General features: G+C 68.2%; 15 protein-coding genes and 1 riboswitch. Of the genes, 6 read left to right on the top strand and 9 right to left on the bottom strand.

What is annotated here, in order from left to right:
• The first annotated feature begins 404 nt into the window (after positions 1-404).
• Positions 405-791, top strand: a complete 387-nt coding sequence (locus E3T40_RS01355; protein WP_134542463.1) for a hypothetical protein — start codon at positions 405-407, stop codon at positions 789-791.
• Positions 792-926: 135 nt separating this feature from the next.
• Here the strand turns inward: E3T40_RS01355 and ppsA are convergent, their stop codons facing one another.
• Complete coding sequence (ppsA, locus tag E3T40_RS01360; protein WP_134542464.1) at positions 927-3,317, bottom strand: phosphoenolpyruvate synthase; 2,391 nt, start codon at positions 3,315-3,317, stop codon at positions 927-929.
• A gap of 524 nt (positions 3,318-3,841) precedes the next feature.
• On the opposite strand from ppsA, the gene E3T40_RS16160 reads away from it, so the two are divergent.
• The 3 genes from E3T40_RS16160 to E3T40_RS01375 all read left to right on the top strand — a co-directional run bounded on the left by E3T40_RS16160 (position 3,842) and on the right by E3T40_RS01375 (position 7,215).
• The gene (locus E3T40_RS16160) at positions 3,842-4,474 is read left to right on the top strand and encodes a vWA domain-containing protein (protein ID WP_241981630.1); all 633 of its coding nucleotides are present in this window, start codon (positions 3,842-3,844) and stop codon (positions 4,472-4,474) included.
• A 502-nt stretch (positions 4,475-4,976) separates the two neighbouring features.
• Positions 4,977-5,588 (top strand): ice-binding family protein, encoded by a 612-nt coding sequence (locus E3T40_RS01370; RefSeq protein WP_255453787.1) that lies wholly within the window; start codon positions 4,977-4,979, stop codon positions 5,586-5,588.
• A gap of 843 nt (positions 5,589-6,431) precedes the next feature.
• A riboswitch (cyclic di-GMP riboswitch) is annotated at positions 6,432-6,505 on the bottom strand.
• 272 nt (positions 6,506-6,777) lie between these two features.
• The gene (locus tag E3T40_RS01375; protein WP_104171498.1) at positions 6,778-7,215 is read left to right on the top strand and encodes a phosphohydrolase; all 438 of its coding nucleotides are present in this window, start codon (positions 6,778-6,780) and stop codon (positions 7,213-7,215) included.
• Between the two features lie 207 nt (positions 7,216-7,422).
• Here E3T40_RS01375 and E3T40_RS01380 read toward each other — a convergent pair whose 3' ends face one another.
• On the bottom strand, positions 7,423-9,384 hold the full coding sequence (locus E3T40_RS01380) for a hypothetical protein (protein WP_134542467.1): 1,962 nt from the start codon (positions 9,382-9,384) through the stop codon (positions 7,423-7,425).
• A gap of 158 nt (positions 9,385-9,542) precedes the next feature.
• Positions 9,543-10,334, bottom strand: a complete 792-nt coding sequence (locus tag E3T40_RS01385; RefSeq protein ID WP_166786536.1) for a nuclease-related domain-containing protein — start codon at positions 10,332-10,334, stop codon at positions 9,543-9,545.
• Between the two features lie 116 nt (positions 10,335-10,450).
• On the opposite strand from E3T40_RS01385, the gene E3T40_RS16165 reads away from it, so the two are divergent.
• Positions 10,451-10,621: a hypothetical protein gene (locus E3T40_RS16165; RefSeq protein WP_158251979.1), complete on the top strand. Its 171-nt coding sequence runs from the start codon at positions 10,451-10,453 to the stop codon at positions 10,619-10,621.
• A 28-nt stretch (positions 10,622-10,649) separates the two neighbouring features.
• Here the strand turns inward: E3T40_RS16165 and E3T40_RS01390 are convergent, their stop codons facing one another.
• Together E3T40_RS01390 and E3T40_RS01395 are read right to left on the bottom strand one after the other, a co-directional pair.
• Positions 10,650-11,450, bottom strand: a complete 801-nt coding sequence (locus E3T40_RS01390) for a nuclease-related domain-containing protein (RefSeq protein ID WP_134542469.1) — start codon at positions 11,448-11,450, stop codon at positions 10,650-10,652.
• A 138-nt stretch (positions 11,451-11,588) separates the two neighbouring features.
• A complete protein-coding gene (locus E3T40_RS01395) occupies positions 11,589-12,446 on the bottom strand; it encodes an SDR family oxidoreductase (RefSeq protein WP_134542470.1) in 858 nt (285 codons plus the stop codon).
• Positions 12,447-12,614: 168 nt separating this feature from the next.
• Here E3T40_RS01395 and E3T40_RS01400 point away from each other — a divergent pair, with 168 nt between their 5' ends.
• Positions 12,615-13,214, top strand: coding sequence for a hypothetical protein (locus tag E3T40_RS01400; RefSeq protein WP_134542471.1), 600 nt, complete (start codon positions 12,615-12,617; stop codon positions 13,212-13,214).
• Between the two features lie 246 nt (positions 13,215-13,460).
• On the opposite strand, the gene rraA is transcribed toward E3T40_RS01400, so the two are convergent.
• From rraA to E3T40_RS01420, 4 genes are all read right to left on the bottom strand, one after another.
• Positions 13,461-13,925, bottom strand: coding sequence for a ribonuclease E activity regulator RraA (gene rraA, locus E3T40_RS01405; protein ID WP_104171505.1), 465 nt, complete (start codon positions 13,923-13,925; stop codon positions 13,461-13,463).
• A 105-nt stretch (positions 13,926-14,030) separates the two neighbouring features.
• Positions 14,031-15,146: an o-succinylbenzoate synthase gene (gene menC, locus E3T40_RS01410; RefSeq protein ID WP_134542472.1), complete on the bottom strand. Its 1,116-nt coding sequence runs from the start codon at positions 15,144-15,146 to the stop codon at positions 14,031-14,033.
• Between the two features lie 264 nt (positions 15,147-15,410).
• Positions 15,411-17,681 carry an alpha-galactosidase gene (locus E3T40_RS01415; RefSeq protein ID WP_134542473.1) on the bottom strand — a complete coding sequence of 757 codons (2,271 nt, stop codon included), beginning with the start codon at positions 17,679-17,681 and terminating at the stop codon, positions 15,411-15,413.
• A gap of 13 nt (positions 17,682-17,694) precedes the next feature.
• A complete protein-coding gene (locus E3T40_RS01420; protein WP_104099344.1) occupies positions 17,695-19,026 on the bottom strand; it encodes an extracellular solute-binding protein in 1,332 nt (443 codons plus the stop codon).
• Between the last annotated feature and the right edge of the window lie 23 nt (positions 19,027-19,049).

Raw genomic sequence — 19,049 nt, forward strand, 5'->3', positions numbered from 1 at the left:
AGCCGCTGGGCGGGCGGTGCGGGCGGGCGGGCGGGCGGCGCGGGCGGGCGGCCCGGCGGTCTGCTCAGGCCGTCTCCTCGGGCCGTCTCCTCGGGCCGCGTTCCGATCAATCGGCGGGCCGTCTCCTCGGGCCGCGTTCCGATCACTCGGCGGGCCGTCTCGTCCGCGAACCGCCCAGTGTCGCCGTTTCTGCCCAATGACGCCGCTCTACCGGCGACGCTGGGCAGCAACGGCGACTCTCAGCGCAGCAGCGGGCCTACACCGCCGAAACCGACACGAGCGGTCGAGTGTCACGAGGGAGTGGCCCCGCCGACGCCAACACGCACCCCGCAGGCCCCGCCCGCCGGTTCCATTTGCCGCAGACACCTGCCGCGCTAGGCTGCCAGCGGAAAAAGGGAGACACGATGAGCTATACGGAAAGCGGCGACGGGGCCGAGCGGTACAACACCAAGCAGAACGGGTCCGAGCAGAGCATGGTTCCCGTCGAACGGACCCCCGCGGAGGCCACCGACCGCCTCTCGCGGAAGTTCGCGCAGGAATCGAGGCTGCGCATCCTCCGGAGCAAGGCCGCCGTCGCCCGGTCCGAAGTCGACGCGCTGACTGCCGTGCACCTCGACCCCGACACCCTCGAGGACCTGCTCGACACGGCCAGCCCGTGGGCGGCCGAACGATTGCGCACATCCGAGCACGAGATCAGCGTGCGCGTCGCCGACGCCCGTGAGAAGGCGGAAGCCGCCGAGGCCGCATACGAGCAGGCCGTGCTCGACGACTTCGACGAGGCCGAGCGCTAACCACACCGAACACGTCACACGAAGACGGATGCCGCACACCGGCATCCGTCTTCTGCTGCCGCCTCTCCCCCGCGACAAAGCGCCCTCCGCCGCCGCGCCCCTCCGACGGCGTGTCCCTTGTCCGGCGTGTCCCTCCTACGCCGTGTCGTGGTCCCGCTCCGCCTGCGCGATTCGGCCCACCGTTTTGAGGAAGCTGTCCGGGTTGAGCGAGATGGAGTCGATGCCCTCCTCCACCAGAAAGGCCGCGAAGTCGGGGTAGTTGCTCGGCGCCTGCCCGCAAATGCCGATCTTGATCCCGGCGGCGTGGGCCTTTTGAATGGCCTCGCGGATCATCTGTTTCACGGCGTCATCGCGTTCGTCGAAGAGGGCGGCGAGGTCCTCGGCGTCGCGGTCGACGCCCAGCACCAGCTGGGTAAGGTCGTTGGAGCCGATCGAGAAGCCGTCGAACCGGGTGGCGAAACGCTCCGCCAGGATCACATTGGCCGGAATCTCACACATCATGTAGATCTGTAGCCCGGACTCGCCGCGCACCAGCCCGTTCTCCGCCATCACCGCGAGCACACGGTCGGCCTCGGTCACGGTGCGGCAGAACGGCACCATCACGATCACGTTGTCGAAGCCGATCTTCTCCCGCACCTGCTTGATCGCCCGGCACTCGAGGGCGAAGCCCTCCCGGTAGCGCTCGTCGTAGTAGCGGGAGGCGCCACGGAAGCCGAGCATCGGGTTCTCCTCCGAGTGCTCGAAGACCGACCCGCCGATCAGGTGCGCATATTCGTTGGTCTTGAAGTCGCTCATCCGCACGATCACGGGGTCAGGATGATACGGCGCGGTCAGCTTCGCGATACCGAGTGCGAGCGTTTGCACGAAGTATTCCTTCGGGTCCATATATCCCCGGGTGAGCTCCTCGATCTGACGGATGGCGGCCCGGTCGGTGACCCGCTCCGGGTGCACGAGCGCCATCGGGTGGATCTTGATCAGGTTGTTGATGATGAATTCCATCCGGGCCAGCCCCACGCCGTCGGCCGGCAACCGCCACCACTCGAAGGCGGCGGCCGGGCTGGCGATATTGACCATGACCTTGGTGCGGGTCTTCGGTACGGTGCCAAGATCGATCTCCTCGGTTTCGAAAGCCAGCTTGCCCTCGAAAACGTAGCCCTCGTCGCCCTCGGCGCAGGAGATCGTGATCATCTGGCCATCCGTGAGCGTGTCGGTTGCGATCCCGGTGCCGACGACGGCCGGCACGCCCAGCTCGCGGCTGACGATCGCGGCGTGGCTGGTGGGACCGCCGTGGTCGGTGACGATGCCGGCCGCGCGGGTCATGATCGGCACCCAGTCCGGATCGGTCATCTCGGTGACCAGGATGGCGCCGTCGACGAACTTCTCGATGTCGGCGGGGTCCTTGATCACGCAGGCCACGCCGCTCGCGATGCTGTCGCCGATCGCGACCCCGGTCACCAGCAGCGGCCCCGTCTCGGTCCGGGTGCTCACCGTGAACCGGGTGCCACTCGCCTGCGAGTGCACGGTCTCCGGGCGCGCCTGCACCAGAAACAGTTCGCGGGTCAGGCCGTCTTTGGCCCATTCCATGTCCATCGGCCGGCCGTAGTGGTTCTCCACGATCACGGCCCAACGGCCCAGCTTCACGATCTCCGCGTCGGTCAGCACGAACGCCTGTCGCTCGCGATCGGGGGTGTCGATGGTGCGGGTGCGGGCGCTGCCGCCCTTGGCGTAGACCATCTTGCGGGCCTTCTCGCCGAGAGTTTTCTCAATGATGGGCGTGCAGTCGGGCTGGTCGAGCAGCGCCTTGAACACCAGGTATTTGTCGGGATTGACCGTGCCCTGCACCACCGTTTCGCCGAGCCCCCAGGCGGCGCTGATCACGGCCACGCCCGGAAAGCCGGTGTCGGTGTCGATGGAGAACATCACCCCGGAGCCGCCGACGTCGGCTTGGATCATCCGTTGCACGCCGATCGAGAGCGCCACCTCGAGGTGGTCGAATTTCTTGACCTCGCGGTAACTGATCGCCCGGTCGGTGAAGAGCGAGGCGTAGCAGCGGCGGCAGGCGTCGAGCAGATCGCGCTCGCCCGTCACGTTGAGGAACGTCTCCTGCTGGCCGGCGAAGCTGGCGTCGGGCAGGTCTTCGGCGGTGGCGCTGCTGCGCACGGCCACGGGCAGGTTCGGGTGCCCGGCCTTCTCCGACAGTTCCCGATACGAGGCACGGATGCCGTCGGCAATGTCCGCGGGAAACTCACCCCCCAGGAACAGTTCGCGCAGGGCCTCGCCCGTGACGCGCAGCGAGGCGCGGCCGTCATGGAACAGGTCGAGCTGGCGCCGCAGTGCCGGCTCGATCCCGTTCGCCGCGATGAACGCGCGATAGGCGTTCGCGGTCGTCGCGAATCCGTCGGGCACCTTCACGCCATCATCGCTGAGGGCACGCACCATCTCGCCCAGCGACGCGTTCTTGCCGCCGACCTGCGGAATGTCACCCAGCCCGATCTCGTTGAACCACACCACACTGCTCTCGAGCATTGTTCTTCCACCCCTCAGTGAGTTCTGCGACCCGGTGATCTACGGCCCTACGGCCCTGCGGCCGCGTGGCCGCGTGGCCGCGTGGCCGCGTGGCCGCGTGTCACGCGGATTGTGCCACGTGGTGGCAACCTACTCCCCCCGAAAGTGTCTCCGGCTCGTTGAACCGCGCCCCGAACGAATTCGACGGAGATTGTGCCAAAATCCATCCCAAACACACCGGAAAGCCGCTTTTTCGCCAGAATCTCCGTCGAATTGGTTCGACGTCGAGCATCCGTGCTTGCCAGGTTGCGCAGGCCTGCGGGCTCGCGGAGAACGACAGTTCCGGTCGAGTTCGGCCCGCAGACCTGTCGCACTCGACCGAAGGTGTCGAACTCGGCAGCGGATGGCCAGAGCCGCACCACACCACCGCCGCACCGCACCGCCGCCGGCACCACCGCCGCACCACCGCACCACCGCGGGCACTGTTAGTGGCTCCTGAGACTCTGAAGTACTCCCCACGAGGGAGCCTCAACCAGGAGGTACAGATGACTGATCCCAACTACACCGCTCTGCTTCTCGTGATCGACCGGAGCGGCTCGATGTCCGGCATCCGTGACGACATGGTCGGCGGCCTGACCGCGATGCTCGCCGCACAGGCCGCCGAGCCGGGCCTGCTCACCGTGGATATCGTGACCTTCGACGACGAAATCGAGCACACCCACACCCTCGCCGACCCGAGCGATATCACCGTCGAGCTCGACCCGCGCGGCATGACGGCGCTGCACGATGCGATCGGCATCGCCGTCACGGAGTTCGGCGAGACGCTGCGGGTGCTGCCCGAGCACGCGCGTCCCGGCACCGTGCAGGTCGTGGTCGTGACCGACGGCGGCGAGAACTCGAGCAGCGAATACTCCGCGGATGCCGTGCGCGCGCTGATCAACCGGCAGACCGAATCGTACAGCTGGGACTTCGTGTTCCTCGGCGCCAACCAGGACGCCGTGCTCACCGGGGCCGCACTCGGCTTCGACTCCGCCAGCTCCATGACCTTCGCTGCCGCTTCGGGCGAGGTCGCCGCGATGAGCGCGAACCTCGGTCGCTACGTGACGGATGTGCGCAAGAAGGAGAAGCGCGGCTTCACCTTCGAGGAGCGCACCGAAGCCGGAGGTGGTGGCGTGTAGGCAACGATTGGGTGAAGTTCAGGAGGCCGGAACCCCTGTTGGCGGAGTGCGTGAAAACTACCCCTAGTCTGGGATTCAGACAGATTCGATTCGTTGGAAGCGGTCCCGTGGGGCGTGCGATGGTGTGCGTGGAGGACGCCTGTTTGCCGTGGGACCGGGGGCTTTATTCGGGGTGAAGTCGGCCCTGATAGGCCCTGCCGGCGCGAAGAAACCCGACGTGTAGCGTCGGGGACCGCTCCCACAGTGGCCCTGCCCCAGACCCGCATCGTGCGGGACTGGCGAAAGGAAGGACCACCATGTTCCACTTCTACGAATCATCCGTCGGCACGTCCCTAGCCCGCGCATCCACGGCCCGGAAGCGGGTTCTGGCACTGCTTGTCGTCGTCGCCGTGGTCGGCGTCGGCAGCGCCGGACTGGGCGGAGCGGCCGTCGCCGGCTCACTCNCGCCGGCTCACTCCCCCAGAGTCCGGTCGAGCTCGGCACGGCGGACTCCTTCGCGATCCTGTCGAAGACCGGCGTGACGAACGTCTACGCGTCCGCAGTCAACGGCAACGTCGGGGCCAGCCCGATCACCGGCGCCGCGGTGCTGCTGACCTGCCCTGAGGTCATGACCGGCACCATTTTCACTGTCGACGCCGCCGGTCCGCCGTGCGCGGTGACGGACCCGAGCTTCCTGAGGACATCCGTCGGTGACATGGAAATCGCCTATTCCGACGCGGCGGGGCGCACGAACCCTGACTTCATCGACCTGGGTGCCGGCGAAATCGGCGGTCTCACGCTCAAGCCCGGCCTCTACAAGTGGAACACCGACGTGACCGTCTCCAGTGATGTGCGCCTCACCGGCGGCCCGGACGACGTCTTCGTGTTCCAGATCGCCGGCAACATCGACCAGGCCTCGGCCAAGAACGTGACCCTGCTCGGCGGAGTGCAGGCCAAGAACGTGTACTGGCAGACCGCCGGTGCAGTCTCGGTCGGCACCACCGCGCACTTCGAGGGCACGATCCTGAGCAAGACCATGATCGCGATGAAGACCGGCGCGTCGATCACCGGCCGGTTGCTGGCCCAGACCGCCGTCACGTTGCAGAGCAACTCTGTGACGAAGCCGGCCCTGTAACCACCGGTCGGCCGTATTCGGGAACCAATTCGGCGGCATCCGTCGTCGCCCGGTTCTCGGACACCAGTCCACAGCCGCCCGTGCGAGTGTGGCCAACTCAGGAGAAACCGCCACCGCGGCCGAAACTTTCCCGCGTTTCCGGGGCTGCCGGGCAACATCCGCCCGCATCTCCTGAGTTAGCCACGAACGCACCGGCTTCGCTCACGACGGATGCCGATGGGCGGCTCACGGGCGGCGGCGGAACCCCGCGCGGGGTTTACGCCGCTGCGCTGGAGGCGCGCCACGGGCGCAGTGGCGCAGCACCCGCGCAGCAGCGCAGGTTGAACAGTCCGAGCACGAGCCTGGGCGCGGTGACCCGCCGGGTCAGCGGCGGGGCCGCCACAACCTTCCAGCCTCGGCGATCGGAGCGGCGAAGAGGCCCGGTTGACCGGGAGGGGCCCGGCGTGCACGGAGGTCCTCGGCGGCGGGTTCTGTTACCGGTCCTTGATTCTGCATATGTGCGGTTCAGTGCCTGCGTCGGTGCAGTCATTGAGAGTGGTGTTCCCGGGTGAGTCAGTCGTTCTCGGATCGGCGAGCCGGGCTTCTCAGCGCGGGCAGTGCCGGGGTGTGAAACAAGCATGCGATCGGGAACCGAACCCGAATCGATTCCCGATCGCACTGCCAGATCAGGACGAGATCCCTAATCTCGCCCGGCTTCCACCGTTGCAGTCGTGCGCCTACCCAAGGGGACGACAAAACGGAGGTGTGTCCACCGCGCCACGAGACGACAGAGACGAGGCTGAACGGCCGCATCTGGTGTCGGCCTCGAGGGAGGTGAGGTTCATCTGGGGCGGTTCCTTTTCATTCGGTAGGCCGGCTGACCCGAGGGTTCCGTGCCTTTGCGACCCCGCCTCACGACGGGTGTGCCCTTGCGATTGACGTGAAGGTGACCGTCTCTCCAGCGACCAGTCGGTCACCTGAGAGAAACCTATCAGCCAGGTTCGGCGCGCAACCGGCGAGGCTAAAACTTTCGTCGCTCGAGGGCCCCCCAAATCGAGGGGTGCGTCCGGCACAGACTCGGGGTGACGGATGCCGAGGCGCGCTTTCCCGGCGCCGAACTCCTAGCAACGGGCGAAGGCCCGGGCTAACGTTGCAGTCGTGGGCGGAGCCGCTCACACTGCTCTGTCGTAATGCTAAGAGGGGGGTCTCCATGACGGTCACCACAGCCGATGCCTACGTCGCCGCGGCAAAAACAATCGCCACAACCGCACATCTGGGCCAGGTCGACAAGCTCGGCGCCGCCTACATCGACCATCCCCGTCGCGTTTCCGAGCGCCTCAACGATCCCCTCGAGCAGGCCACCGCCTGGCTGCACGATGTGCTCGAAGACTCGAACATCACCCGCCACGACCTGCTCAAAGCGGGCATCCCGGGCGGTGTGGTCGAGGCCGTCACGGTGCTCACCAGAACGGATGCCGTCAGCGACGCCGACTACTACGCCGGCATTCGCGCCAACCCGATCGCTCTCGCCGTGAAGCGCGCCGACATCGCCGACAACCTGGAGCCCTGGCGGGTGGAACAGTTGGACGCGAGCGCCCAGAAGAGGCTCGCGGCGAAATACGGGTCGGCGCTGGCGGCGCTGGGTTAGGCCGGCTCGGGGCTCCCTGCTGCGGTCGAACCACGCTGCGGTCGACTCCTGCTGCGGGTTGACCCCTGCTGCGGGTTGACCCGCGTCGGCCTCCGTGCCGTCATCCAACACTGTCGGCAGAGTGCCGGTGACGCAGTGCCCCCCGTGCACCAGCGGGTAGGAATCGGTCCGGACGAGGGGCTTGATGCAGTCCGTCCAGGTCGAGGCCTAGGCTTCCATGTCGTCGTGGGTGACGATGCGGCCCAGTTCGATGCCGCCATCCGGGAGCTGCCAGAAGTGCATTCGGCGCGCGGCGGGGGTGTTCTGCTCGATCGAGACTCGCATGCAGCGGGCGCCGTCCCAGCGCAGCAGGTGCGGGTCGGCCGGCCCTGCGCCCTGGCGCAGCGCGTGCAGGTGCCGCCCCTTGAGGGTCTTCACCCGGCCGGTGAGCACGTCGACGGATGCCTTGAACGCCTTGGCCAGCTGGCCGTCGTCGAGCCCGGCGAGAGATTCGGTGAACCGCTCCCCCAGCACGTAACTGTGCGGCAGCTTCCATTCCTCGCGGTCCGACTCCGGAACCCGGTCGACCCAGGCGAGGAGGATCTCATGCCGCACCCAGCCGGAGGGTTCCTCCCAGGCGGCTCGCCGCGACTCGTATTCGCTGACCGTGGAGTGGGTGGGGACGGTGCGGCGGGATTCGCGCAGCATCCGTCGTTGGGCCCGCTGGTCGTCGCGCAGCTCCGCGACCGTGTGGCGCAGGGTGGCGAGTTCGACGAGGGCATCGCGCAGTTGCAACTGTGCGGAGCGGGCCTGCTCGCGCAGTTTGGCGAGGTCGGAATCGGTGGCGCCGGCCTCGGAAAGCTGGTTCTCGAGCCGCATGATGCGAGACTTCGCCTCGGCGAGGGACAGCTGGGTCGATTGCAGCGCGGAGTGTGGCGCGGGAATGGGCGTGGGCGTGACCCGGAACGTGGTGGCCCCCGTCGTAACCGGACGCAGGGCGTGCACGCGGCCCGGCCCCGGCGACGGGCGCGGGTGAAGGCGGTCCGATGTCGGGCCTGCTGTGATCAGGACCGTGACCCCGGAGACGCCGGCCGCATCGAAGACCCCGGCAGCACCGGAAACGCCGGAACCGCCGGAAATGCCGATACGGGCGACCTCCGCGGCGCGGCGGGCCGATGCGGAGGCACCCACGAGCGCGGGCTGGCTGTCGAGTTCGACCACTGCGGCGGCGCCTGCGTCTTCCTCGACCTGAGGCAGCAGCGGACGATTTTCCTGCAGCCAGGGAGGTCCATTCCGCACGGCACACAGCGACGGCAGAACGGTTTCGTCGTCGTCGACGTCGCTCAGGCACAGGTGCAGGGCACCGCTCGGCAGGTGGATGACCCGGGCCGCCACGACGTCACCCTCGGAGAGCAGGGCATCGACCTTGTCAAGCGGGTTGGCCGAGATATCGGCCCGGGTGATCGTGAGCGCCAGGTGCGGGTGCAGGGCCAGAACCGCCCGCTGCGCACTGACCTTCTGCACCAGAGCGAGCGTGATGCTGCCGTGCGGGTATCGCTTCGCGATCGTGGTCACGGAGGGCGGCTTGATCTCGACATTGAGACGATGGGTGGGTGCGTCGAGCGCGCCCTGGATGCGCTGACCGGTCTGCAAAGTCCAGTCGAGGGGTACCGGCGGGTAGGTCAGCTCCTGCCAGACGGTGGCCATGCCGCCGCCGTCGAGTTCGACCAAGGCCCGGGAACCGCCCAGCATGAACCCCTTGACGGTGCCGTCCACGGTGATGACGGATGCCGGGGCGAGCGCGAAGAGGCCGGCCTGATGCGCGTGGGCGAGGGCATCCGTCACCAACTGATCGGTGGCGTGTTGCGGGTCGCCGTGCGTGAACCGAAGCCGGGAACGGGCCAGGTCGGCGAACGCGTCGCCGACGGGGAAGGAACGCCCGGCGCTGCCGTAAACCTGGAACTGGGCCGGGAGCAGATCGCCGAGCTGGCGGGTGAGCTCGCCCGTCTCGATCAGGAAGACGCGCGCGACGTCGCCGATCTGACCGGCGAGTTGGTCGATTCCGATTTCGGGCAGGGTGGTGCCGAACGGCGACGACACCACAACCCAGGGACGATCACGGCCCGCATCGTGCAGACCGTTAGCGAGTTGTTGCACCGCGACGCTGGTCTGCACGCGGATATACACCACTGACTCCCCTTCCAGCCTTCGTGAGAGGCTGTGTGACGAGGGTACGCCTGTCGCCTGTGAGAATGATCCCGAGCGTTGAGGTTCAGGGTGTAGGGAGCCCGATATCATGTGTTTTCCGATGGTCTCACGGGGTCTGTCGCGGGGGTTGTCGCGGGGGATCACGGGGACGCGAGTATCCCCACGACCAACGTCGTCGCCGAGTTCAGCACGATGAAGGCGGCCACCGCTGCCACCGCCAGCTCGAGCGGCAACAGCACCGTGCGCTGCAGAGCCGCGGCGCGCACCTCGGAGTCGAGCCGAGAGAAGCTTTCGATCAGGCCCTTGCCGGAACCCAGCGGCACATCGATCCACATGTCGGGGTCGTCGAGCAGTTCAATGACGCGCAGACGATCCGCCGGGCCCAGCACGATCGGCAGGGACGTCAGCCACGGAACGAGCTCGGCGGCATCGAGAACCGTCACCGGCACCGGCGATGACCGCACGTCGATGCTGCGCGCACCGACGAGGACGACCAGGGGAATCACGGGAGTCGGGAGCGGACGGCGGTCTTCCAGCAGCGTCGTGACCCGTTCCGCCTCGAATTTCGCGTGACGCAGGTAGGGCACCGGCCGGCTGTCCACCAGAACGCTGCGTTCCTCCACGAGCACGCGCTGGCGGCGGTGCTGTTTGGTATTGATGGTGATGACGCCGCCGGGGCCCACCAGCACGTGGTCGATGTCCCAGCCGTGTCCGCCGATCGGCAGCGCGTGGAAGACCGCCCACTCCGGCGACAGCGTCGCCAACTTTTCGCCGACCACGATCTCGCCCTGGGCGCCCAGGTACCAGCCCTCACAGTTCACGCCGAGCGGGGAACGCCCCAGAAACCGGGCCCACAGGGTTCGTGGAGGAGTGCCGCTCTGCTCGCGCAGCAGCTTTTCGATCATGAACTGGGCCGCGAAGCGCTGGCGCATTCTGGTACTTTCCAACGTCATCTTTTCCGGTCCCCCACCGTCGATTGTAACGGCTCACCCCAACGGGTGGCACTCCCACTGGGGACGGGCCCGAACCGGCCACCTACGATGGTCGGATGGTAAACAACATGAAGGTCGTGCAAACCCAGCTCGGGCTGCTCGAAACCCACATCAACACGATCAAAGAGGATGCCGCGGCACCCCGCGGGGTGGAGGAGTCTCTGGTGGCCATCTGCACCGCGCTCGACGCGCTGACGGACGAGTTCCGCCGCCGCCTGCCCGAGTAGGCCCCCGCTTCGGGAGCGTCGTTCCGGCTCAGGCCGTCGCGAGCGCGGCTTCGATGAGCCGGAACACGACGTAACCGGCCGCGATGGCGCCCGCCGCGGCGAACAGGACCCACAGCATCCGTCGGATGCCGGCCGATCGCACCCGCGTATCGAGCGCCGTGAACCGCTCGCGCGCATCATCGGGGGTGGTGTCCGGCAGCACGTGCCACACGTGCGGGCTGTCGAGAAGGTCCGCCACCTCCTGCACCTCACCGGCCGACAGCACGGGGTGGAGCCTGACCAGCCACCGGCGCAGTTCGTCCGCGTCGAGCACTTTGACCTGCTCGGGCTTCTGCTCGATGGTGAGCAGCCGAGGGTCTACGAACACGATCACCGGCTGCACGGGCGCGACCAGCGGCATCCGTTCTCGCACCAGGCTCGTGACGCGCTCGGCCTCGGATGCCGCGTTGTGCAAATACGGCACGGACTCGCCGTCGACCCGCAGCGTGTCCCGAGCGACACGGATGTCATTGCTCGGGTGGTGCTTCGTGGTGATCGTGAAGATTCCGCCGGGTCCGACCACGAGGTGGTCGATCTCGGTGGTCGAGGAGCCGACGGGCACGGCGCGCAACGCCGTCCACTCGGGTGGCAGCGTCGCCAGGATGGAGCCCACCACGATCTCTCCTTTGGCCCCGAGATACCAGGACATGCTGTCAGCGCCGTGCGGGGATAGACCGAAGAACCCCGCGAACCGCGACCGTCGGGGCACGCTCCCCTGAACCCGCAGCAGCTGCTCGGTGACTGACAGCGCCGCGAGGCTCTCCTGCATCGTGGCACTGTCCAGCGTCATCGCAATCCCCTTTGCTGACTCGAATCTAGCGACTGGGGAGGGGGAGTACGCAGTCCCCGAAGGGGGGTGTCGACGGCGTGGCGACTGGCGCACCGGGTTCGCCCGCGATGCCGGTGCCGATGCGGGTACCGGTGCGGCCTATGACCAGACGTCGCGGTGGTCTGTGGCGAACTGCCGGAAGGTGGTTGCCGGATCGCCCGAGAGCCGCCGGATCACCCGGTTCGGGCACGCGGAAACCCCCAGGCGCACCACCCGGTAGATCATCTTCTGCACGGCGATGAAGTCGGCCTCTGCACCCTGCTCGGCCAACCGGGCGAGGTAGTCGTCGACGCTCGGCCGCGCATAAACGATGCGCCGCCCGAGCACCTCCGAGAGGATGTCCGCCACCTGGTAGTAATCCAGCGACTGCTCGCCCGACAGCGTGTAGGCCCTGCCGAGGTGCCCCGGCTCGGTGAACACCCGCGCGGCGACGCGCCCGATGTCACGGGCGTCGACGAATGCGGTGCGCGCCCTGGCCGCCGGAAGATAGATCTCGCCGCGCTCCCGGATGCCGTCACGGTACACGGTCGACAAATTCTGCATGAAGAAGTTCGGTCTCAAAAACGTGTACGGAGCCCGCCGACGCCGGAGGTGCTTCTCCACGGCGTGGTGGGGAGTGGCCGGGTTGAACTGAACACCCTGCAGGGAGAGAAAGACGATCTGGCGGATGCCGTGCGCCAGCGCCGTGTCGATCACCGGGATCAGGGTGTCCGCCACGTTCGCGATCGCGGGCGGGCGCAGCAGGAACAGCCGGTCGACTCCGGAGAAGGCGCCGGCCCAGCCGGTCGGGTCGGAGAAATCGAAGGCACGGGGCGTGCCGGCCGGCGGGTTCAGGGCCAATTCGGAGCCGGCCGGGTTCCGCACCGCGGAGATGACGCTCTCGCCGGTGGACGCGAGCGCCGCGGCCACGGCCCGTCCGACGGTTCCGGAGGCACCGGTGACGAGGATGCGGCCCATCAGATGCCCGTGGAGTCATCGTGAGCCGGGGTGGGAGAGGAGCCGGACATGAGTCACGCCTTTCATCGAATGCATTTAGTTTAGCCACTAAGGCAAATTGACACGGTCGAGGGCGCGGCGGCGGGCACGGTGGCATCCAAGCCGCCCGCAGTCCCCCAGACTGGGGGTGTGAATGCAATCAGGGTGCCCGGAATCCGACAGTCAACCTGGATCGCGGCTGCGGTGGCCGCCACGGTCGCCGTGGGTGCCGGTGCCGCCGGAATCGCGGCCGCCACGGGTCTCGGCGACGACGAGACCACCCTGACCGACACCGAGCTGGCGCGTGCGAGTCGCGCGGCCCTGACCGAGGTCGGGCCAGCCACGGTGACGGATGCCCAGCGCGGCCCCGCCGAGTCTCACGCGCTTTCCGAGTCCTCCGAGTCCTACACGGTCGACACCCGACTTCCGAACGGCGTCGAGGTCGCGGTTCAGCTCGATGAGACCTTCACCGTCGTGTGGGTGAGTGCACCCAGCTGGAGCGGCGACGCGGCATCCGTGGCCGAACCCCGCGTGCTGACCGCTGCGGAACTCGCAAGCGTCGACCGCACGACTGCCGGACAGGCGGCCTTGGCCGAGGTCGGCAGTGGCACCGTGACGGACTTCCGCCGCAGCAGAGCGCTCGACCACGCCTTCGAGGTGGAGGTCACCCTCGACGACGGCACGAAGCGCGTCGTCGAGCTCACCGAGCGCAGCCAGGTCGTGAGCTCCAACCGCCCGACGCCGCGCTGAGCCGAGCTGAGCCGAGGTTGCCGGCCCGGGCGGCGCTGCGCCGCCGGGTCGGTACGAATCGTTAGCTCGCAGATGGTGACAGGGCGACCGGTGACGAAGTACCGTTGTGGGGTAGGTTCGAAACGGCGTACGCAGAACGAACAACAATGACGTCGGCCCCCGCACCAGCGGCTCCACCTGAGTGAGGTTCCTCGGGTGGCGCCGCGCGTCTTGCCCGGGCGCGTGCTGTGTCGCGTCCGCTGGGCGTCACCGCTCGACGAGGATCCCGTCTTCGTCGCAGTAGATCGTGCGGCCGGGGGTGAACGTCACGCCGGCGAACCGGGCGACGGCATCCGTGACTCCAGCGCCGGCCTTCGAGCTCTTGCGCGGGTTGCTGCCGAGGGCCTTCACGCCCAGCGGCATCCCCCCGATGGCCACTCGGTCGCGGATCGCACCGTTGATCACCACGCCGGCCCAGCCGTTCTGCACCGCGAGGTCGGCGATCATGTCGCCCATCAGCGCCGTGTTCAGCGAGCCGCCGCCGTCGATGACGAGCACCTCGCCGGCGGCGGGCGTCGACAGCACCGACTTGAGCAGGGCGTTGTCCTCGAAGCAGGTCACGGTGCGGATCGGGCCGCTGAACCGGGCGAAGCCACCCAGGTTCAGGAACTGGAGCGAAACGGATTGCAGGTCTTCCCCGCGCTGGTCGTACAGGTCGGCGGTCAACAGCATTGGTGTCCTCCAGGGGTCCGGTGCGGTGCAGGCTTTCTCCCTCAGGCTAGCTGCTCGCTCAGGCTCGCTGCGCTGCGGGTGGCGCTGCGGGACATCCGTCGGCCGTCAGGTCGAGAATCCGATGTCGGTGACGGATGCCGTGACGCCGGCCAGCACATCGGGCAGCACCTCCACGCCGATGCCCGGTCCCGTGGGAACGCGCAGGTGCCCGTTCTCGAGCACGAACGGCGCGGTCAGGTCCTGTTCGTAGTATCGGCTGGAGGCCGAGGTGTCCCCCGGCAGCACGAAGTTCGGCAGCCCGGCCAGGGCCACATTCGCCGCCCGGCCGATGCCGGTTTCAAGCATTCCGCCGCACCAGACGGGCACACCGTGCGCGGCCGCCACATCGTGGATGCGACGGGCCTCCAGGTAGCCGCCCACCCGCGCCGGCTTGACGTTGATGACGCTGCGGGCACCGAGGGTGATGGCCGTGGCCGCATCCCGGGCCGGTTCGATCGACTCGTCGAGGCAGATGGGGGTTCTGATCCGTTTCGCCAGGTTGGCGTGGCCGAGCAGGTCGTCCTCCTTCAGCGGCTGCTCCATCAGGAGCAGGTCGAAGGGGTCGAGCCCGGCGAGGTGACGGGCATCCGCGAGGGTATAAGCGGTGTTCGCGTCGACCTGCAGCAGCAGCTCCTCGCCGAAGCGCTCGCGCACGGCACGCACCGGCTCGAGGTCCCAGCCGGGCTCGATCTTGAGCTTGATCCGAAGGTAGCCCTCCTCCAGGTAGCCGGCCACGGCCTCGAGCAGCTCGTCGATCGAGTCCATGATGCCCACCGACACACCGGCCGGCACCGTGTCGCGCACGGCGCCGAGGTAGCCGCCGAACGAGATGTCGGCCTCCTTCAGCTGCGCGTCGAGGATGGCCGTTTCCAGCGCGGCCTTGGACATCGCGTGCCCCTTCACCGGCTCCACGGCCCCGGCGACGCGTTCGGCGGTGAGCCGGTCGCCGAGCGCCTGCAGCCTCGGAATCAGGTGGTCGCGAATGACGAGGTCGCTGCCGTCGAGGAACTCCGAGCTGTAGAGCGGACTCGTATCGGCGGCGCACTCGGCCCAGCCCTCGGCATCCGCGGTGGTCACCCGCACGATCGTGACCGCCCGCTCGGACGACGTGCCGAACGAGGTGCGGAAGGGCCGCACGAGGGGAATGTGCACGCGCCGCAGTTCGATGTTCTCGATTTTCATGACAGTTCCTTCGGTGCGAGGGTGACCCGCGGAGGCGGTCTCCCCGAGGCGAGTGCTTCGATGAGGGTACTGCCCGGGGCTGGTTTTTCGGTGCCGCAACCCGACCGCAACCGGGCGAAACCTGCCACGACCTGCACCGCCCACCATATGCGCCGAGAGTCGCCGGTTGTGCCGAGTTGACCCACTCTAGAGGCGACTCTCGGCAGAATTGGCGAGTCTCGGTGCGCTGACGGCCCGGGTGACGGATGCCTGGTCGGTGACTACTCAGCGGAGGCCGTCGACCGCGTCGACCGTGAAGAGCGCGGCCTGCTCCGGGGCGAGCAGCGGCGCGGGCAGCCCGACGAGAGCGAGCACAGCCCCGGTGAGCGTCACTGAACCATCGGTACCAAAAGCACCGGCGGCACCGGACGAGCCCGGCTCCGCCAGCCAAGCCGGCGGGGCATCCTGGATCGTGCGCGGGGGCGCGCCGAGCGAAAGCGGTGCCACCCGGTAGCGCCGCTCGGGCGCGAGACCGGGGAACCGCATCCGCTCCGGCAGCGCCGCGCGCGGGGCGGCGAGCGCCACCTGGGCGAACAGGGCCGAGTTCTGGTCGGGCGAGACGACGCCGTGCAGCTCGATGGCCGGGTCGCTGGGGTCGGCCCGAACGACGACACCGGAGTGCAGCAGCGGCCGCAGTTGCTTGTAGCGGGCGATCCAGGTGGCGATCTGCACCCGCTCGGCCTCGTTCGCGCGGGTCAGGTCCCACTCGATGCCGGCGCTGCCGAACAGGGCGGTCGCCAGCCGGAAACTGAGCTCGGAGGTGCGCCCGGTGGTGTGTGCGGTGGCCGCGCCGAGATGCCCGCCGAGGTACTCCGGTGGTAGGAGCACGCTCGAGTACCGCTGGATCTGCTGCCGCTCGAGCGGGTCGTTGGTGTCGCTGGTCCAGACCCGATCGACGCGCTCGAGAATTCCGAGATCGACCCGGGCTCCCCCCGACGCGCAGGACTCGATCTCGACGCCCGGGTGCTCGGCACGCACGGCATCGATGAGCCGGTACAGCGCCACCGTCTGCCGGTGGGAGGAGCCGGCCAGCAGGTCGCGATTGTGGTCCCACTTCAGGTAGGCGATGGGGTACTCGTTGAGCAGGGCGGTGAGGCGGGCGAACACCCAGCCGAAGGCATCCGGGTTGCCGAGGTCGAGCACGCGCTGGAACCGCCAGGTCAGCGCCGGCGACGAAACACCGACGGATGCCGAACCAGTACCGGCCCCAGAACCACCGACACCAGCCGCGTCCACCCCGCCGAGCACCCACTCCGGGTGCGCGCGGGCGACGTCCGAGTCGGCGCTGACCATTTCGGGTTCGACCCAGAGACCGAAGTCCATGCCGGCCGCGTGCACATGCTCGATCAGCGGGTGCAATCCGCCGGGCCAGGTGACCGGGTCGACGAACCAGTCTCCGAGGGCCCGCCGGTCGTCCGAGCGGCCGGTGAACCAGCCGTCGTCGAGCACGAAGCGCTCCACCCCGACCACGGCCGCCGCGTCGGCCAGGCGGGCCAGGGTCGGCAGGTCGTGGTCAAAGTACACGGCCTCCCAGGTGTTCAGCACGACCGGGCGGTGCCCGGTGATGGTCGACCAGGAACGGACCCACGGATGCAGCCGCGCCGAGAGCCCGTCCAGCCCGGCAGCCGAGTACACAGCCACCGTCCACGGGGTGGTATGGCTCGCACCGGGGGCTACTCTCAGCTCGCCGGGAGCCAGCAGCTCGCCGCTGCCGAGCGCCGAGTAGCCCAGCGCGCTGTTCTCGGCCCAGACGTGTTTGTCGCCGCTCCAGGCCAAGTGGGTGGCCCATACCTCGCCGGTGCGGAAGCCGAACCCGGGCGTTCCGGCCGCCATCAGATAGGAGTCGTCGTGGCCGGGGCGGCCGTGACGGGACTCCCGGCTCCACACGCCGTGGCCGAGCGTACTGCGCTGCGGCCGACGCTCGTGGGTCCACAGCCCGGTGAAGTCAAGCAGTTCCCCGGCGCGGTCGGGCACCGGCAGGATGACGTCGAGCGAGCCAAGCTCGAAGGGTGCGGAGGCAGGGTCGTCACCGGTGTTGGTGAGGGTGTGGCGCAGTCGCAGCACACCCTCGACCGAGAGTTCGAGGTCGGTGCGCACGGTCACCCGGGCCGCGGCATCCGTCAGAAAGATCGTCAGGGCCTGTGTGCCGGGCAGCGTGCGGCCGGAGGCAGACGGCACGCCCGCCCGCACACCGCCCGACTGAACCTCGGTGAGGCGCAGATCGAGGGCCACGCCGCCGCGCCCACCGGGCCGGAACCCGCTCACGCCCGGACGCCCGCTCCAGCCCGCCGCGAGGGTGGGCAGTAGAGAGAGCCGCAGGGGCACGTCGATCGAACTCGGCGAGATGGCCGGCACGGATGCGTCGGCCAGCGTTTCCAGCAGTTCACCGTTCAGGTCACCCAGGTCGGCACCCCAGTGCACGATGACGGGTACGCCCGTGCCGCGGGCATCCAGCACAAGGCTGGTGCCCGCGGCACGGAGGTAGGGAATCGACACAGTGGAGCTGATGCTACTTGGTGACCGGGATCGACTGAGCCTCGAGAGCGTCGATGGTGCTCTGCTGGGCGCTCGTGAGAGCATCCGTCAGAGTTCCGCTACCGGTGACCGCACCCTTGAAGCCGTCGGAGGTGTCGTTGTAGACCTGCGTCATGGTCGGGCCCCAGATGAAGTCGGGCGAGACGTGATCGGATGCCTCGGCGAACACGTCGTAGATGGCCTGGCCGCCGTAGAACTCGACGCCTTCCTTGAGGGCCGGCAGTTCGAGGCCGCTCTTGGCGGCCGGGTACAGGTTGGCCGACTTGTTCAGCATCGTGAGCGCCTCGTCAGAGGTGTTCAGCCACAGCGCGAACTGGGCCGCCTCGTAGGGGTGCTCGGAGCCCTTGAAGACTGCGGTGGACGAGCCACCCCAGTTGCCGGCGGCGTTCTCGCCGGCAGCCCACTGCGGGGAGAGGGCGACGGACCAGTTGCCGGCGGTGTCCGGAGCGCCGCTGGCGATGGAGTTCGCACCCCAGGCTGCGGAGTTCCAGGTCCAGTTGGATCCGGTGTTGTAGGCGTTGTTCCACTCGTCGGTCCACGGCGGGTTGGTCGAGACGAGGTCGCGGTCGATCAGGTCCTGCCAGTAGTCGGCGACCTTGACCGACTCGGGGCTGGTCAGGTCGATGGTCCAGTTCTCGCCGTCGTTCTCGAACCAGCTTCCCCCGGCCTGCCAGACGAATCCGGCGAACTGGTTGATGTCACTCTGCGAGAAGTTGGTGATGTAGCCGCCGGTGGCGCGCACGGCTTCGGCGGCAACCGCGAATTCTTCCCAGGTGGTCGGGATCGCGATGTTGTTGGCGGCGAAGAGGTCGGCACGGTAGAACATCGCCATGGGCCCGGCGTCCTGCGGCACCGCGTAGGCTGCGTCTTCTTCACCGAAGTTGACCTGTCCCCAGGTCCAGTCCACGAAGTCGTCCTTGGCGTCGAGAACACCCTCACAGGCGGCGAGGTCCATCAGGCCGTCCTGCACGCGGAAGTTCGGGAGGGCGTCGTATTCGATCTGGCCGAGGTCGGGCGCGTTGCCGGCCTTGAGCTGGTTGAAGAAGTTCTGGTACGTGCCGCCGTTGCCGTTCGGGCCGGTCTGCACCTTTACCTGAACGTCGGGGTTCTCCTCATTCCAGACGGCGGCGACGTCTTCCATCCCGGGGATCCAGGTGGTGAACGTGAGGTCGACCTTGCCCTCGGAGGGTTCGCAGGCGGCGGCGTCGCCACCGCCGGACGTGCTCGAGCCCGACGCACAGCCGGTCAGAACGACCGTGGCTGCGGTGAGCAAGGCGACGGCGGCTGCTCTCTTCTTGATCTGCATTGTTCTTCTTTTCTCTTGGGGGT

Source organism: Cryobacterium sp. TMT1-19, assembly GCF_004403055.1.
Classification (GTDB): domain Bacteria; phylum Actinomycetota; class Actinomycetes; order Actinomycetales; family Microbacteriaceae; genus Cryobacterium; species Cryobacterium sandaracinum.

Coding starts and splice junctions, on each gene's coding strand:
- E3T40_RS01355 (WP_134542463.1), top strand. CDS start 405: ATGAGCTATACGGAAAGCGGCGACGGGGCCGAGCGGTACAACACCAAG.
- ppsA (WP_134542464.1), bottom strand. CDS start 3,317: ATGCTCGAGAGCAGTGTGGTGTGGTTCAACGAGATCGGGCTGGGTGAC.
- E3T40_RS16160 (WP_241981630.1), top strand. CDS start 3,842: ATGACTGATCCCAACTACACCGCTCTGCTTCTCGTGATCGACCGGAGC.
- E3T40_RS01375 (WP_104171498.1), top strand. CDS start 6,778: ATGACGGTCACCACAGCCGATGCCTACGTCGCCGCGGCAAAAACAATC.
- E3T40_RS01385 (WP_166786536.1), bottom strand. CDS start 10,334: ATGCGCCAGCGCTTCGCGGCCCAGTTCATGATCGAAAAGCTGCTGCGC.
- E3T40_RS16165 (WP_158251979.1), top strand. CDS start 10,451: ATGGTAAACAACATGAAGGTCGTGCAAACCCAGCTCGGGCTGCTCGAA.
- E3T40_RS01390 (WP_134542469.1), bottom strand. CDS start 11,450: ATGACGCTGGACAGTGCCACGATGCAGGAGAGCCTCGCGGCGCTGTCA.
- E3T40_RS01395 (WP_134542470.1), bottom strand. CDS start 12,446: ATGGGCCGCATCCTCGTCACCGGTGCCTCCGGAACCGTCGGACGGGCC.
- rraA (WP_104171505.1), bottom strand. CDS start 13,925: ATGCTGTTGACCGCCGACCTGTACGACCAGCGCGGGGAAGACCTGCAA.
- menC (WP_134542472.1), bottom strand. CDS start 15,146: ATGAAAATCGAGAACATCGAACTGCGGCGCGTGCACATTCCCCTCGTG.
- E3T40_RS01420 (WP_104099344.1), bottom strand. CDS start 19,026: ATGCAGATCAAGAAGAGAGCAGCCGCCGTCGCCTTGCTCACCGCAGCC.